Genomic DNA, 15154 nt, shown 5'->3' with positions numbered 1-15154 from the left:
AGACGATTCAGTTGAGAGTCGCCCTCGGGGTTTCAGACAACCGGTACCGCCGTCACCGCCGACAGCCGGTGCACGTCCCGTGCCGTCCCCGTGACCCCCGACAGGAATCCCTGGGCCCGAGGCGAGGCCGTCTCCGTCAGCCAGTCCGGGTCGATGTCGCAGACGGCGACACGGACCTCCGTGCCGGCCAGGGCCAGCGGGAGCGTGTGGACCACCGTCGAGGGGAAGCTCAGGATCGTGCGGCCGATCGGACCCCGGCGGGCGATCAGTTCCAGGGGGAGGTCCGGGCGGACGATCTCCAGCCCCGTCTCCACGGCCAGCCGGTGGAGCTTCTCCGTCGCCTCGCGGCGGTGGGCGAAGTAGCGGGTCGCGCCATGGGTCTTGGCCAGGCCGGTCACGGCCTCCAGGTAGCGGTCGGCGTCCACCACACCCGTCTCGACGAGCGAAGTGCCCACCATGTCCGCGCCCTTGGTGATGCGCGGCGGGCCGAAGCGGGAGCGGGTCCAGGCGAAGGTGTTCGACGAGACCGTCACCCCTGCCGGTGTCTCCGCCATCGGCATCGAGGAGAAGATCTCGACTCCCCGGCCCTCCCCCGGCGTCAGGCGCTTGCGGGCCGCCGCCGAGATCGGGGCGAAGGCGAGGTCGCGCGGGCTCGGGCGGCCGCCCTTGCGGTGCCAGCGCACGAGGCGCTCACCGCGGGCCAGTTGGGCGACGAACTCCATCGTGGCCGTGCCGTCGTCGACGACGACCAGGTCGGGGGCGCGCGTGATCGTCAGCAGCAACTGCACGTAGCGCGAGAAGGGGTCGCCCAGGACGATGCGGTCCGCCCTGCGGAGCATCCCGGCCAAGCCCCCGATGGTCTGGAAGGGGGCCGCGGGGCCGCCCCTCGCCTCCTCCCAGCGGACCTCGTGGCCCTCCTCGCGGGCGAGTTCCGCCATCCGGCGCAGCTGGCCGCGGGTCATGGGGTCGGTCGGGGACAGCACGACGAGGGTGAGCTCCGCGCCGGGCGCGTGGCCGTGCGCCCACTCCAGCACGTTGAGCAGCTGGACCGGGCTCTCGACGAACGCGAGAGTGTGGGGGCCGGTGTTCCCGGCGCGGGGGCTCATCGACGTACGACCGTCCCGTCGTAGGGCGCTCATGAGGGGCGCGTAAGCGGAAGACGCGCCGGGTCCTCAGACGGACGACGTCTGAGGACCCGGTACCTGGTGGATCAGACCGAGACCGGCTCGCCCGCGGCCGCGGCGATCTCCGCCTCGGCGACGACGCCCGGGACGCGGCGCAGCTTCTTCATGGGGCCGAGCTCGGAGTCGTAGACCTTCTTGACGCCGTCGCCGAGGGAGGCCTCGATGGTGCGGATGTCGCGGACCAGGCGCTGCAGGCCCTGCGGCTCGACCGACGCGGCCTGGTCGGAGCCCCACATCGCGCGGTCCAGGGTGATGTGGCGCTCGACGAAGGTGGCGCCGAGGGCGACCGCGGCGAGGGTGGTCTGCAGGCCCGTCTCGTGGCCGGAGTAGCCGATCGGGACGTTCGGGTACTCCTCCTGCAGGGTGTTGATCACGCGCAGGTTGAGCTCCTCGGCCTTGGCCGGGTAGGTCGACGTGGCGTGGCAGAGCAGGATGTTGTCCGAGCCGAGGACCTCGACCGCGTGACGGATCTGCTTCGGGGTGGACATGCCCGAGGACAGGATGATCGTGCGGCCGGTGGCGCGCAGGGCGCGCAGCAGCTCGTCGTCCGTGAGGGAGGCGGAGGCGACCTTGTGGGCGGGGACGTCGAACTTCTCCAGGAAGGCGACGGCCTCGGTGTCCCACGGGGAGGCGAACCAGGCGATCCCCTTCTCCTTGCAGTACTCGTCGATCTGGCGGTACTCGTCCTCGCCGAACTCCACACGGTGGCGGTAGTCGATGTAGGTCATCCGGCCCCAGGGGGTGTCGCGCTCGATGTCCCACTGGTCGCGCGGGGTGCAGATCTCGGGGGTGCGCTTCTGGAACTTCACGGCGTCGCAGCCGGCCTCGGCGGCCACGTCGATGAGCTTGAACGCGTTCTCCAGCTCGCCGTTGTGGTTGATGCCGATCTCGCCGCAGATGTAGACGGGCTGGCCCGGACCGGCGATGCGCTCGGTGCCGAAGGTGCGCAGACGGGAGTTGCTCATGGCGGGGAGGTGTCCTTACTTGTCGAGGGAGTCGAGAGAGGGGCCGAGGATCCAGCTGGCGATCTCTCGGATCGCGCCGTCGCCACCGGGGAGGGTGGTGACCGCACGGGCGGCGCCGCGTACCACGTCGTGGGCGCTCGCGACCGCCACGGGCCAGCCCGCGAGGGCGAAGCACGGGAGGTCGTTGACGTCGTTGCCGACGTAGAGCACGCGCTCGGGCGCGATGCCCTGCTCCTCGCACCACTGCTTCAGCGCGAGGTCCTTCCGGTCGATGCCGTGCAGCACGGGGATCTTCAGCTTCCGTGCGCGGGCGGCGACGACCGGGTTCTGCTCCGTGGAGAGGATCAGCATCCTCAGGCCCGCATTGCGCAGGGCGGCGATGCCGAGCCCGTCTCCGCGGTGCACGGAGACGAACTCCTTTCCATCGGCGTCGATCAGCACCCGGTCGTCGGTCTGGGTGCCGTCGAAGTCCAGGACGACCGCGTCCACGTCCTCGAAGGAAGGCAGCGAACCGGGGCGGTCCGCGTCGAAGAGGGGGGCCAGCGCGCGGGCGCGGGCCAGCTCGTGGTGGTCGTCGATCTCCAGCACGCGCGCGGGGTCGGTGCGCACGAGTTCGGTGCGGCCGAAGAAGCGGTGCTGGTGCTTGCGGAAGCCGGGCGCGTCCATGCCGTAGACGGCGCCGGTCTCCAGGAAGTCCTGGGGGCGGTCCTGGCGGCGCGGCCGGAAGGACTTGTCGTGGTTGACGCCGTAGCCGCCGCCGACGGCCGCGTCGGCCTCCTCGACGGTGCCCGCGCGGGCCTCGTCGTCGGCGTCGCGCCACACGAAGCCGTGGAAGGGGGCGACGGTCATCGCGGAGTCCGCGCCGTTGTCGACGAGCGCGCCGACGACCGCGTCCACGTCCTCGCGGATGATGAACGGGCTGGTGCACTGCACGAGGAGCACCACGTCGACCGGGGCCCCGTGGAGCGCCTCGTGGGTGTCCATGGCGTGCAGGACGGCGGCCTCGGAGGTGGCGGTGTCGCCAGCGATGGCGGCGGGCCGCAGCACGACCTCGGCGCCGGCGGAGCGGGCCGCCGCGGCGATGGCCTGGTCGTCGGTGGAGACGACCACGTCGGTCACCAGACGGGAGGCCCGGCACTCGCGTACGGCACGGGCGACCAGCGGCACACCGCCGACCGGGGCGAGGTTCTTCGCGGGCACGCCCTTGGAGCCGCCGCGCGCGGGGATCACCGCGAGCACGCGGCGCACCGAAGGGCCGTGGCCCGCTTGCGGGTCGGACATGAGGTCCACTTCCTTGGATAGCGAGGGGAAAGACGTCACAGCTCCCCCATCCGCCGGATCACCGGAGCCACCCGCTGCACGCCGTGCCGGTAGGCGCCGCGGGCCGCGCGGCGGACGATCTGCCGTACCGGGCCGGGCTCCTTGTCGGCGGCGGGGGCGCCGGGCAGCGGGGTGCCGTCGGGGCCGAGGTGGTGGCGGGCGAGGATGCCGGGGAGGTATCCGGGGGCGGTGACGGGTGTGTAGTACGGGGTCAGCGGGGGGCGTTCGGGCGTGGCCAGCAGCTTGGTGATGCGCTCGCGGGCCGCGTCGAAGGCGGTCGCGTACGTGCCGTCCGCCACGACGCCCTGCCGGGCCACCCACTCCTCGTCGGGCACCGGCAGATGGCCGGCGTCCAGCTGGTCCCAGGAGGCGAGGCAGCCGGAGCCCACGAAGTGGTGGTTGCCGAGGACCTCGCGGATGCCCAGGTCGCTGAGGATCACCGTCGGGATGCGGCGGTGCAGGGACTCCAGGGCGGCGGTGGAGCTGATGGTGACCAGCAGGTCGGTCCGGTCGAGAACCTCGCCCATGTTGCCGTACACCAGACGGAAGTTGGCCGGCGGAGCGAGCCGCTGGATCAGCTTCTGGTACGGCAGCTCCTCGATGTGCGTGGTGTGTTCGCCGGGCCTGGAGCGCAGCTTGAGCAGCACCTCGCGCTCGGGGTGCAGCCGGGCGTGCCGCACGAGCCGCTCCAGCAGGTAGGTGCGGTCCCTGCGGTTGTCCGGCACGGAGGGCTGGACGGCGAACACCACGGTGTACGGGTCGTGTTCGCCTTCGTAGGGCGCACCGCCGAGGAACGGCAGCGCCACCTCGGTCACCGCGGAGGCGTCGGCGCCGACTCCCTCGTACACCGCGCGGAAACGCTCGGCGTCCTGGCGGGAGTTGGCGAGGACCAGGTCGGCTCCGTGCCGCAGGAGCAGGCCGTCGGCGAGCTTCTCGTAGACGACTCCGACATAGCCGGTGACGACGACGGGCCGCTTCTCCAGGCCGTCCCAGATCCGCGCCAGACCGTGCAGCATGGCCTGGACACCGCCTCCGACCAGGGCCAGGACGACGATGTCGTACGACGTCTCGGCCATGGCGCGCAGGAACTCGACCGCGGTGACCTCCCGCAGGGAGTCCGCGCGCACGCCGACCTCTTCGAGCTGGCGTGCGGTGGGGGTGGCCCGGCCGCGCAGCAGGTATCCGTCCAGCGCGAGGCCGACTTGCGCCCCGCCTCGGGGTCCGGCTTCCATGGACGGACCCGGGGCTATGCGGTCGGCGGTCAGCGCACCCCATTTCCAGCGGGTGTCGGAATCCGCGAGGACGGCGATTCGAAGGGACTTCGTTGTACTTGGCGGCACGACGAAGACGCTAGGAAGCAATTTCTAGGTGCGGCCCAACCGCGAATCAACGAAAAGTTAACAACAGCCCACCGAGAGCCGAACTGGCCCGCCGGGATCCGGGAAGTACACGGGATGCACCGATCCGTCACACCGAGTTCACCCGCAGTCTCTTTTCCCGAAAGTTCTGCTGCCGGACCGCCTCCTAGCGTTTCCCGGGTGCCTAAGCTCTCCGTCATCGTGCCGTTCTACAACGTGCAGCAATACGCCCCGGACACCCTCCGAAGTCTTCGTCTGAATGCCCGACGGGACTTCGAGTTCGTGCTGGTGAACGACAAATCCAAGGACGAAACGCCGGTCATTCTCGACCGTGCGGCCGAGGAGCTCTCGGACGTCGCCCAGGTGCAGGTCATCCACCACGAGACGAACGGAGGGCTCGCCACCGCGCGCAACACCGGCCTGGACGCGGCGCGCGGCGAGTACCTGACGTTCCTGGACGGCGACGACTGGCTCGCCCCGGGATACCTCACCGAACTGGTCTCCTCCATCGAGGAGTTGGGCTGCGACTTCGTCCGCACCGACCATGTGCAGACGGTCGCGCGCGCCCGCACCGTGCACCGGGTCCCGATCGGGCGGCGGAACGAGGTGATGAACCCCCGGGACGCGATCCTGCCCGCCGACCGCTCGACCTCCGTGGACTACGCGTACGCCTGGGCCGGCGCCTACCACCGCCGGCTGCTCGACAAGGGGCTGCTGCACTTCACCCACGGGCTGCGCACGGCCGAGGACCGGCCGTGGATCTGGAAGCTGCACCGCGAGGCCGAGTCGTTCGCCGTGGTGAGCCTGCTGGGCGTGTTCTACCGGCGCGGGGTGGCCTCCTCCCTCACCCAGATCGGCGACGCCCGCCAGCTCGACTTCATCCGCGCCTTCGACCAGGTCATCGAGGAGACGGCCGCGGACCGGGACGCCGATCTGCTCCTGCCGAAGGCGGTGCGCACCTACTGCGCGATCATCGCCCACCATCTCTCCGACGAGTCCAAGTGGGAGCCGTCCGTGGCCCGGCAGCTGCGGGCGATGAGCGCGGCGGCCGTCAAGCGGATGCCGCAGGACATGCTCGGTGACGTGCTCGACACCATGGACCTGCGCCGTTCCGCCAAGCTGCGGCGGCTGCGGCGGCGGGTCACCACTGCGAAGGCGGCCGCGTGATGTCCCCGACCGGTTCCCGTACGACCCAGATCTTCTGCGCCTCGACGCTGTACGGCGCGGTCACGCTGGCCGCCGCGGTCGACTCCGGCCTCTTCGAGGAGCCGGAGCGCCGGGTGCTGCTGGTGTTCAACAACACCGCGACGCCGGAGATCTCGGTGCCGCTGGACGCGATGCCGGGCTTCGCGCCGCTGCGCGACCACTTCGACGAGGTGCTCTCCTGGAACGAGGCCATCCGCCCCTTCCACCCGGGTTCTTGGACGCCCCGCCCGGACGACATCCCGCTCTTCGAACGCTATCTGCGCCTGCTGTGGGGCCTCGGCGACGACCGGGTCGAGCTGGTCCTGGAGTCCATCCAGGTCGCCCCCGCGCTCACCGTCGCCCAGATCTTCACCGGCGCCCCCGTCGACGTCTACGCCGACGGCCTGATGAGCTACGGCCCCACCCGCAACAAGCTCGACCCGCTGGTCGGCACGCGAGTGCGCCGCCTGCTGCACCTGGACCTGGTCGCGGGCCTCACGCCGCTGCTGCTGACCGAGTTCGACGTGCCGCCGGTCGTGGTGCCGACGTCCGCCTTCCTGAAGACCATGGGTGAACTGACCGCCGCCGTCGAGGAGTTGCCGCCGCTGCCGGACAACGCGGCACTGCTGCTCGGCCAGTACCTCTCCGCGCTGGACATCCTCTCCCCCGAGGAGGAGGAGGACCTGCACGTACGGATGCTGAAGGGGGCGGTCGCCCAGGGGCACCGCTCGGTCGTGTTCAAGCCCCACCCCAGCGCGCCGGCCCGTTTCAGCCGTGTCCTGGAGGCCGAGGCGGAGAGGCTCGGCGTGGACCTCACCGTCCTGGACACCCCGGTGCTCGCCGAGGTGCTGTTCGAGAGGGCCCGGCCCGCGCTGGTCGTCGGCTGCTTCTCCACCGCACTGTTCACGGCCTCCGCCCTCTACGACCTGCCGGCGGCCCGTATCGGCACGGAGCTGCTGCTCGAACGGCTGACGCCGTACCAGAACAGCAACCGGGTGCCGGTGGTGCTGGCCGACGCCGTGCTGCCGGACCTGGAGGGCCGAGGGGGGCAGGACGCGATTCCCGTGGACCAGCTCAACGCCCTGGTCACCGCGCTCGGCTTCACCCTGCAGCCGCAGATCCACCCGTCCCTGCGCCCGGCCGCGGAACGCTATCTCGCCCGGCACTTCGGCCCGCGCACCCGGCGCTACTTCCGGAAGAAGCGCCTGACCGCGCTGGGGCTGCCCGGGGGCATTCCGGGGCGGCTGACCTTCCTGCCGCACAACTCCACCGCGCGCCGGATGGTGCGGCGGGCGCGGGCGCTGAAGAAGGCTGTGAAGCGTTAGGCGAAACACTGGGTGAACGACGGGAAAACCGTGTGCGACTCTCCTCGAAAAGGCCAGGTCATATGTTTGCGATCTGGCCTTTTCGTGGAGGTGGGGATTCCGGGCGAACTCGGGAAGCCAAAACGACATTCAGGTGAACTCGCCGGGACCAGAAAGCCAATCGTTGACTCGGCCGGTAAGACATCGTCGTGATTCGGACTAACGTGCTGAGGCGCATCCACAGGAGTGACTTAGGCTCTTCAGAGCTTGCGAAGGGGATATCCGTGACCAGCATGACCGTCCGGCCGGCACCCGACCTGCCCCGGCGGCCGGAAGGGCCACAGTCCGCACCGCGCCCGCGGGAGAACCGGTTGCGGGCCCTGGACGGGCTGCGGCTGGTGGCCGCGCTGATGGTGGCCGCGTACCACTACGGCGGCCGCGGCGGCGAGATCACCCAGTCCTGGGGGGCCTCCGCCCAACGCCAGTTCCCGACGCTGCACACCTATTTCTCCTACGGCTGCCTCGGCGTCCAGGTCTTCTTCGTGATCAGCGGGTTCGTGATCTGCATGAGCGGCTGGGGCCGGCCCCTCACGTCGTTCTTCGCCTCCCGCGCCTCCCGGCTGCTGCCCGCCTACTGGGCCGCGGTTCTGCTGGTCACTGCGGTGTTCGCGTTGCCGATGGTCGCCCAGAAGGCGCTGTCGCCGAGCGACGTCATGGTGAACATGACGATGCTTCAGATGCCGCTGGGTGTCGACCGGGTGCTCGGCGTCTGCTGGACGCTGTGGGCGGAGGTCCGCTTCTACGTTCTGTTCGCGCTGTGCGTGGTCCTGCCCGGGGCCTCCCGGCGCCGGGTGATCATGTTCTGTGCGGGCTGGACGCTGGCGGCGGCGATCACGCAGACCGCGCACCAGCCGCTGCTCGACGTGGTGTTCATGCCGGAGTACGCCTCCTTCTTCATCGGCGGTGTCGGCCTCTACCTCGTCCACCGCGACCGGCGGGACGTGTACGCGTGGGGCATCGTGGTGGTCAGCTTCCTGATCGGGCAGCACTACGCGGTCCGGTCGCTGTGGAACGTGTCCGACCCCAACGCCTTCGCGCACCGCAGCTCGCTGGGCATCGTGCTGGTGGTCGCCTTCGGCTTCCTCGCGGTCGCGGCGATCGCGCTGGGCTGGCTGAAGTGGGCCAACTGGCGCTGGCTGACGGTGGCCGGGGCACTGACGTACCCCTTCTACCTGGTGCACGAGCACCTGGGCTGGGTGGTGATCAAGGTCCTCCACCGCGACCTGGGACTGCCGTCGGCCGTGACCTTCGCCCTGACGATCGCCTCGATGCTGGCGCTGGCCTGGCTGCTGAACCGCTTCGTCGAGGACCGGCTGACCCCGCGGCTGCGGACCGCGCTCAACAAGACGCGTTGAGCTGTTCACCTGACGTTCGTTTCGCCGACCGCTCCGCCGCCGCTGGATGAGCACACTGGTCTCATGGGTGACGCACAGCACACGTACAGGTATCCCGGTGAACTCCGTGATGTGCCCGGATGGTTCCCGCCGCTCGACCAGATGCTGTTCAGCTGGTTCCTGCAGCGCCAGGAGAAACCCGGTGACCTGCTGGAACTGGGCGCGTACATGGGAAAGAGCGCGATCCTGCTCGGGCGGCATCTGCGGGACGGTGAGCGGTTCACGGTGTGCGACCTGTTCGGGGGCGAGGCACCGGACGGCGCCAACCGCGCGGAGACCACGAAGTCGTACGCCTCTCTCACCCGGCAGGCCTTCGAGCGGAACTACCTCTCCTTCCACGACGCCCTGCCGAGGGTGATCGAGGGGCCCACCTCGGTCGTCCCCGGCGAAGTGGCGCCGGACACCTGCCGGTTCGTCCACATCGACGCCTCGCACCTGTACGAGCACGTGTACGGCGACATCGGCGCCGCCCGCGAGATCCTGCTCCCCGACGGCATCGTCGTCCTGGACGACTTCCGCTCCGAGCACACCCCGGGCGTCTCGGTCGCCGTGTGGGAGGCGGTGCTCAACCGCGATCTGCGGCCGATCTGCCTCAGCACGCAGAAGCTGTACGCGACCTGGGGCGATCCCGAGCCGGTCCAGGAGGAGCTCCTTGCGATGCTGCGGGAGCGGACGGACGTGGGCCTGAGTGTGCAGGAGGCGGCCGGTCACCGGCTGGTGCGGGCGCGGGCGCAGAAGATGCAGGCGCCGTCGTTCCCGCGCTCCCGGCACTACGTGGAGCCGGTGGCCGCGCCGAGTCCTCCTCCGCGCCCGCGCCGCTCTCCGGCCCGCCGTATCGCCGTGGACCTGCTGCCGCCCGTGGTCACGCGCGCCGTGCGGAAGGTCAGGTCCCGGTAGGCCGGTACCGCTGTTCGATCCCGGCCAGCACCAGCGCGAGGCCCTCCTCGTAGTGCCGGTCGAAGTCCTGGAAGATCTCCGCGCCCGCCGCCGCCGACAGAGGGAAACCGGACATCAGGCGGGCGCGTTCCGCCACGTCGAAGCCCTCCCGGCGTTCGCCGGGCAGCGGCTCCACGCCCTGTTCCTCGGTGACGAAACCGAGGGTGTAGAAGTACGACGTCGACGTGGCCCGGACCGCCTGGGCGAGGGTGAATCCGGCGGCCGTGAGGAGGCGCAGGGTCTCCTCCATCTGCTCGACGTGGACCAGCCCCGTGAAGCGTGAGCCGCTGTAGACCTTGGCGCCGTCGCGGTAGCCGAGCAGGGCGGTGCGCAGTCCGCGGTTGGACTTGAGCAGGCGTTCGCGCCAGGTGTCGGACGGGTCGAGCTCGGTCCCGGCGACCATCCGGCGGAACATCTCCGTGGCCATCTCGTCGAGCAGCGCCTGCTTGTCCTTGAAGTGCCAGTACAGGGCGGGGGCCTTGACGTCGAGTTCCTTGGCGATGGCACGCAGGCTGAGGCCGTCCAGACCCACGTCGTTCAGGAGCTTCAGGGCGGTGTCGGCGACCCTCGCGCGGTCGAGGGGCGGGCGTTTCTCCGTACTCACGCTTGACAGCTTAACAGCGTTAAGGGCACCCTCGTGGTCGATAGCACTTAACAACGTTAAGGAGACAGTCGTGAACACGGACGTACTCGTCGTCGGCGCGGGCCCCACCGGGCTCGCCCTCGGCATCGACCTCGCCCGGCGGGGCGTGGACGCGCTCGTCGTGGAGAAGGCGGACCGGCTGTTCCCGGGCTCGCGCGGCAAGGGCATCCAGCCGCGCACGATGGAGGTCTTCGACGACCTCGGCGTGCTCGACGCGATCCTCGCGGTCGGCGGGACCTACCCGGTCGGCATGGTCTGGCAGGACGGCGAGCGGGTCGGCGAGCACCGGATGTTCGACCCCGCCGAGCCCACGGAGGACTCGCCGTACAACGCGCCGTGGATGGTGCCGCAGTGGCGCACCCAGGAGGTGCTGTTCGCCCGGCTGGTGGAGCTCGGCGGGCGGGTGGCCTTCGGGCGGGAGGTCGTGGGGTTCGAGCGGGCCGACCAGGAAGCGGACGGGGTGACCGTGCGCTTCGCGGCGGGCCCGGACGTCCGTGCCCGGTACGTGGTCGCCGCCGACGGCGGCCGCTCGGTCGTCCGCCGGACGCTCGGCATCGGCATGACCGGCGAGACCGTCGACCCCAACCCGCTGCTCGTCGCGGACACCCGCATCACCGGCCTCGACCGCGACAACTGGCACATCTTCCCGCCCCGCGGCGAGCACGCCGGCTACCTCTCGATCTGCCCGCTCGCCGGCACCGAGGACTTCCAGGTCGTGGCGCAGTTCCCGGAGGGCACCCGCGTGGACCTGTCCGCCGAGGCCATCCGTGCGGTCGTCGCCGCCCGCTCCCACCTCGCCCCCGAGTCGGTGACGGAGGTCCGCTGGGCCTCCGACTTCCGGCCCCGCGCGGCCCTCGCGGACCGCTTCCGCTCCGGCCGGGTCTTCCTCGCCGGTGACGCGGCCCATGTGCACTCCCCCGCGGGCGGCCAGGGCCTGAACACGAGCGTCCAGGACGCGTACAACCTGGGCTGGAAGCTGGGCGCGGTACTGCGCGGCGGGGCCCCGGCCGCACTCCTGGACACCTACGAGGAGGAGCGCCGCCCCGTCGCCGCGCAGATGCTCGGCATCTCCACGGGCGTGCACCGGGGCGAGGTCCGCCGCGGTGAGGCGACCCGCCAGCTGGGCCTGGGGTACCGGGAGTCGTCCCTCACGGAGGAGACCCGCACGGCCCCGGCCGGACTGTGCGCGGGCGACCGTGCCCCCGACGGCAAGCTGGCCGGCGTACGGCTCTTCGACGCCTTCCGGGGCCCGCACTGGACGCTGGTGGCGGTCGGGGTCGAGGCACCCGAGCTGCCGGAGTCGGTGCGGGTGGTCACCGGCGACGAGCAGCCGTCGTACGGGAAGGGACTGTTCCTGGTGCGTCCGGACGGCTACGTGGGCTGGGCCGGCGAGGACACCTCGCGGCTGGCGGACTACCTCGACCGGGGGGTCACGCGCTAGCGAGCGACAGCTTCACGGCGAACCCGAGGAACAACGCCCCCGCCGCCGAAGTCGCCCCCGCGGACAGCAGCCGGCGCCTTCGGAACGCGGCCGCCAGCTTCGTCCCGCCGAAGATCAGCGCGGTCAGGTACAGGAAGCTGGCCACCTGAGCGAACGCCCCGAGCACGACGAACGAGATCGCCGGATGCGCGTACCCCGGGTCGACGAACTGCACGAAGAAGGCGACGAAGAACAGGATCGCCTTGGGGTTGAACAGGCTGATCACCAGGGCCTTGCGATACGGCCGCTCCCCCGGACCGGCGTCGGCGACCTCCGCCTCGGCCGTCGGCGACCGCCGCGACCGCCACATCCCCCACGCGGCCCGCAGCATCCCCACCGCGAGCCACGTCAGATACCCGGCGCCCGCGTACTTCACGATCCCGAACAGCAAGGCGTTGGCCTGGAGCAGCGAGGCGACCCCCGCCGCGGACAGCGTCATCAGCACGGCGTCCCCGCACCACACCCCGGCCGCGGCGGTGTAGCCGGCCCGGACCCCCCGGCGCGCGGCGACGGAGACGACGTAGAGCGAGTTGGGGCCGGGCAGCAGGACGATCAGGACGAGTCCTGCCAGGTAGGTGGGGAGGTCTATGACACCGAGCATGAGGAGGAGTGTCGCACTCAGAACGCGTCCGAGGGGACATGGGTGCCCCACACCTCGCGCAGCGCGTTGCACACCTCGCCCACCGTCGCCCGGGCCCTCAGCGCGTCCTTCATCGGGTGGAGGACGTTGTCCTCGCCCTCGGCGGCCTTCTTGAGGGCGGTGAGGGCCGCGGCCACCGCCGCGCCGTCGCGCCCGGCGCGGAGCCGCGCGAGCCGTTCGGACTGCTGGGCCTCGATCGCCGGGTCGACCCGCAGCGGTTCGTACGGCTCCTCCTCGTCGAGCCGGAAGCGGTTGACGCCCACGACCACCCGCTCGCCGGAGTCGGTCTCCTGGGCGATGCGGTAGGCGTTGCGTTCGATCTCGCCCTTCTGGAAGCCGTGCTCGATGGCGGCGACCGCGCCGCCGAGGTCCTCGACCTTCCGCATCAGGTCCAGCGCCGCCGCCTCGACGTCGTCGGTCATCGACTCGACGACGTAGGAGCCGGCGAACGGGTCGACCGTCGCGGTCACGTCGGTCTCGTACGCCAGCACCTGCTGGGTGCGCAGGGCCAGCCGCGCCGACTTGTCGGTCGGCAGGGCGATGGCCTCGTCGAAGGAGTTGGTGTGCAGGGACTGGGTGCCGCCGAGAACGGCGGCCAGGCCCTGGACGGCCACCCGCACGAGGTTGACCTCCGGCTGCTGGGCCGTCAGCTGCACGCCCGCCGTCTGCGTGTGGAAGCGGAGCATCAGCGACTTCGGGTTCCGGGCGCCGAACTCCTCCCGCATCACCCGCGCCCAGATGCGCCGGGCGGCACGGAACTTGGCGACCTCCTCGAGGATCGTCGTCCGCGCCACGAAGAAGAACGACAGACGCGGGGCGAAGTCGTCGACGTCCATGCCGGCCGCGACCGCCGTCCGCACGTACTCGATGCCGTCGGCCAGGGTGAAGGCGATCTCCTGCGCGGGCGAGGCGCCCGCCTCCGCCATGTGGTAGCCGGAGATCGAGATCGTGTTCCACCGGGGCAGCACGGTCCTGCAGTACTTGAAGATGTCGGCGGTGAGCCGCAGCGAGGGCTTCGGCGGGAAGATGTAGGTGCCCCGCGCGATGTACTCCTTCAGCACGTCGTTCTGGATCGTGCCGGTGAGCCGGTCGGCGGCCACCCCCTGCTCCTCGGCCACCAGTTGGTACAGGAGCAGCAGCACCGCGGCGGGCGCGTTGATCGTCATGGACGTGGAGACCTGGTCCAGCGGGATCCCGTCGAACAGCACCCGCATGTCCTCGACGGAGTCGACGGCGACACCGACCTTGCCGACCTCGCCGTGCGCGATCGGGGCGTCGGAGTCGTGGCCCATCTGGGTGGGCAGGTCGAAGGCGACGGACAGGCCCGTCGTGCCGTGGGCGATCAGCTGCCGGTAGCGGGCGTTGGACTCCGTCGCCGTACCGAAACCGGCGTACTGGCGCATGGTCCAGGGGCGCCCGGTGTACATCGACGGGTACACACCGCGCGTGAAGGGATACCCGCCCGGCTCGCCGAGCTTGTCCTCGGGGGTCCAGCCCCGAAGGGCCTCGGGACCGTAGACGGGTTCGATGGGCAGTCCGGACTCCGACTCACGCGTCATGCCCACCACCGTATTGCGGTCCCGGGCGATGCGCCGCCGGGTCGTTCGCGACCGGCCGTCCGGGGGGAGACATCCCAGAGACATCCCAGAGGATGCCGGTGAGACGACAGGGGGTCCGGATGCGTAGTACGGGCATGGGGAGATCGTTCGCCGCACTGCTGGTCCTGGCGATGGCCTGCGGCTGCACGGTGCAGACCGCCGACGGGGACGGCGACGGGAAGCGGCGTCTGCCGGTACGGATCGAGGTCCCGAAGCGCAGTACGCCACCGGCGGACGACGACCCGAAGCCGAGTGCGACACCGTCCGCCCCGGCCGCCGCGCCCGCAGTCGTGCTGTGGTCGCGGGGCGACTCCGGGCGGGACGTGCGGGAGTTGCAGGCCCGGCTGCGGCAGGTCGCGTGGCTCTACGACGGGCCGACGGGGTCGTACGACGACCTCACCGAACGCGCGGTCAAGGGGTTCCAGGGCAAGCGCGGACTGCCGAGGACCGGGAGGACCGACACGGTCACCTGGAAGCGGTTGAAGGCCATGACACGCGAGCCGGGCAAGTGGGAGCTGTATCTGATGGGCGGGCAGCCGGCCGACGCGCCGGACGCGCGCTGTCTGACCGGGCGGGTGCTGTGCATCAGCAAGACGAGCCGGACACTGCGCTGGATGATCGACGGTCGGACGGTGACGACCGTGCCGGTCCGCTTCGGCTCGGTGGGCACACCGACTCGTGAGGGCGTGTTCAGCGTCTACTGGAAGTCACGGCACCATGTGTCGACGCTCTACGACTCCCCGATGCCGTACGCCATGTTCTTCAGCGGCGGCCAGGCGGTGCACTACTCGGCCGACTTCGCGGCCCACGGCTACGCGGGCGGCTCGCACGGCTGCGTCAACGTGCGGGACGAGGCGGCGATCGCGGATCTGTTCAGCCAGGTGAGGAACGGCGACAAGGTCGTCGTCCACTGGTGAGGTGCGCGAGGAGGAGTTAGGGGCGCGGACGGGACCGGGGGAACGTGTCCCGCCCGCGCCAGGTGCACGAGCCGTAGGTACGGGGGGAACCCCGGCTCTGTGCGACGGCCGATGACCAGTCGGCTCACTCAGTACTGCGCCGCAGCGGCCGAAAACGTCACACCCACCTG

At 70.9% G+C, this 15154-nt stretch carries 13 protein-coding genes; 6 read left to right on the top strand and 7 right to left on the bottom strand.

Features of this window, described 5'->3' with window-relative positions:
- Nucleotides 1–32 precede the first annotated feature (32 nt).
- From IOD14_RS05480 to IOD14_RS05465, 4 genes are all read right to left on the bottom strand, one after another.
- On the bottom strand, nt 33–1106 hold the full coding sequence (locus IOD14_RS05480; protein ID WP_212673211.1) for a hypothetical protein: 1074 nt from the start codon (nt 1104–1106) through the stop codon (nt 33–35).
- 104 nt (nt 1107–1210) lie between these two features.
- On the bottom strand, nt 1211–2149 hold the full coding sequence (locus IOD14_RS05475) for an N-acetylneuraminate synthase family protein (RefSeq protein WP_123991288.1): 939 nt from the start codon (nt 2147–2149) through the stop codon (nt 1211–1213).
- Between the two features lie 15 nt (nt 2150–2164).
- A complete protein-coding gene (locus IOD14_RS05470) occupies nt 2165–3430 on the bottom strand; it encodes an acylneuraminate cytidylyltransferase (RefSeq protein ID WP_212669782.1) in 1266 nt (421 codons plus the stop codon).
- Nucleotides 3431–3465: 35 nt separating this feature from the next.
- Nucleotides 3466–4809, bottom strand: a complete 1344-nt coding sequence (locus IOD14_RS05465; protein WP_123991286.1) for a DUF6716 putative glycosyltransferase — start codon at nt 4807–4809, stop codon at nt 3466–3468.
- A gap of 198 nt (nt 4810–5007) precedes the next feature.
- On the opposite strand from IOD14_RS05465, the gene IOD14_RS05460 reads away from it, so the two are divergent.
- The 4 genes from IOD14_RS05460 to IOD14_RS05445 all read left to right on the top strand — a co-directional run bounded on the left by IOD14_RS05460 (nt 5008) and on the right by IOD14_RS05445 (nt 9667).
- On the top strand, nt 5008–5994 hold the full coding sequence (locus IOD14_RS05460; RefSeq protein ID WP_123991285.1) for a glycosyltransferase family 2 protein: 987 nt from the start codon (nt 5008–5010) through the stop codon (nt 5992–5994).
- Nucleotides 5994–7337: an alpha-2,8-polysialyltransferase family protein gene (locus IOD14_RS05455; protein WP_212669781.1), complete on the top strand. Its 1344-nt coding sequence runs from the start codon at nt 5994–5996 to the stop codon at nt 7335–7337. The genes IOD14_RS05460 and IOD14_RS05455 overlap by 1 nt, the downstream gene beginning before the upstream one ends.
- 272 nt (nt 7338–7609) lie before the next feature.
- A complete protein-coding gene (locus tag IOD14_RS05450; RefSeq protein ID WP_212673210.1) occupies nt 7610–8731 on the top strand; it encodes an acyltransferase in 1122 nt (373 codons plus the stop codon).
- Between the two features lie 63 nt (nt 8732–8794).
- Nucleotides 8795–9667, top strand: coding sequence for a class I SAM-dependent methyltransferase (locus tag IOD14_RS05445; RefSeq protein ID WP_212669780.1), 873 nt, complete (start codon nt 8795–8797; stop codon nt 9665–9667).
- Here IOD14_RS05445 and IOD14_RS05440 read toward each other — a convergent pair.
- Nucleotides 9654–10310 (bottom strand): TetR/AcrR family transcriptional regulator, encoded by a 657-nt coding sequence (locus IOD14_RS05440; RefSeq protein ID WP_123991282.1) that lies wholly within the window; start codon nt 10308–10310, stop codon nt 9654–9656. The genes IOD14_RS05445 and IOD14_RS05440 overlap by 14 nt on opposite strands.
- A 70-nt stretch (nt 10311–10380) precedes the next feature.
- Between IOD14_RS05440 and IOD14_RS05435 the strand changes: the two genes are divergently transcribed.
- Nucleotides 10381–11790, top strand: coding sequence for an FAD-dependent oxidoreductase (locus tag IOD14_RS05435; RefSeq protein WP_212669779.1), 1410 nt, complete (start codon nt 10381–10383; stop codon nt 11788–11790).
- On the opposite strand, the gene leuE is transcribed toward IOD14_RS05435, so the two are convergent.
- The gene (leuE, locus tag IOD14_RS05430; protein WP_212669778.1) at nt 11780–12430 is read right to left on the bottom strand and encodes a leucine efflux protein LeuE; all 651 of its coding nucleotides are present in this window, start codon (nt 12428–12430) and stop codon (nt 11780–11782) included. The two genes, IOD14_RS05435 and leuE, sit on opposite strands and share 11 nt — an antisense overlap.
- 17 nt (nt 12431–12447) lie before the next feature.
- A complete protein-coding gene (locus IOD14_RS05425) occupies nt 12448–14028 on the bottom strand; it encodes a methylmalonyl-CoA mutase family protein (RefSeq protein ID WP_123991279.1) in 1581 nt (526 codons plus the stop codon).
- Between the two features lie 134 nt (nt 14029–14162).
- On the opposite strand from IOD14_RS05425, the gene IOD14_RS05420 reads away from it, so the two are divergent.
- The gene (locus IOD14_RS05420; protein WP_123991278.1) at nt 14163–14984 is read left to right on the top strand and encodes a L,D-transpeptidase family protein; all 822 of its coding nucleotides are present in this window, start codon (nt 14163–14165) and stop codon (nt 14982–14984) included.
- Nucleotides 14985–15154: the final 170 nt, after the last annotated feature.

The organism is Streptomyces sp. A2-16 (genome assembly GCF_018128905.1).
Taxonomy (GTDB): Bacteria; Actinomycetota; Actinomycetes; order Streptomycetales; family Streptomycetaceae; genus Streptomyces.
This window is presented reverse-complemented; position numbering and strand designations above follow the sequence as displayed.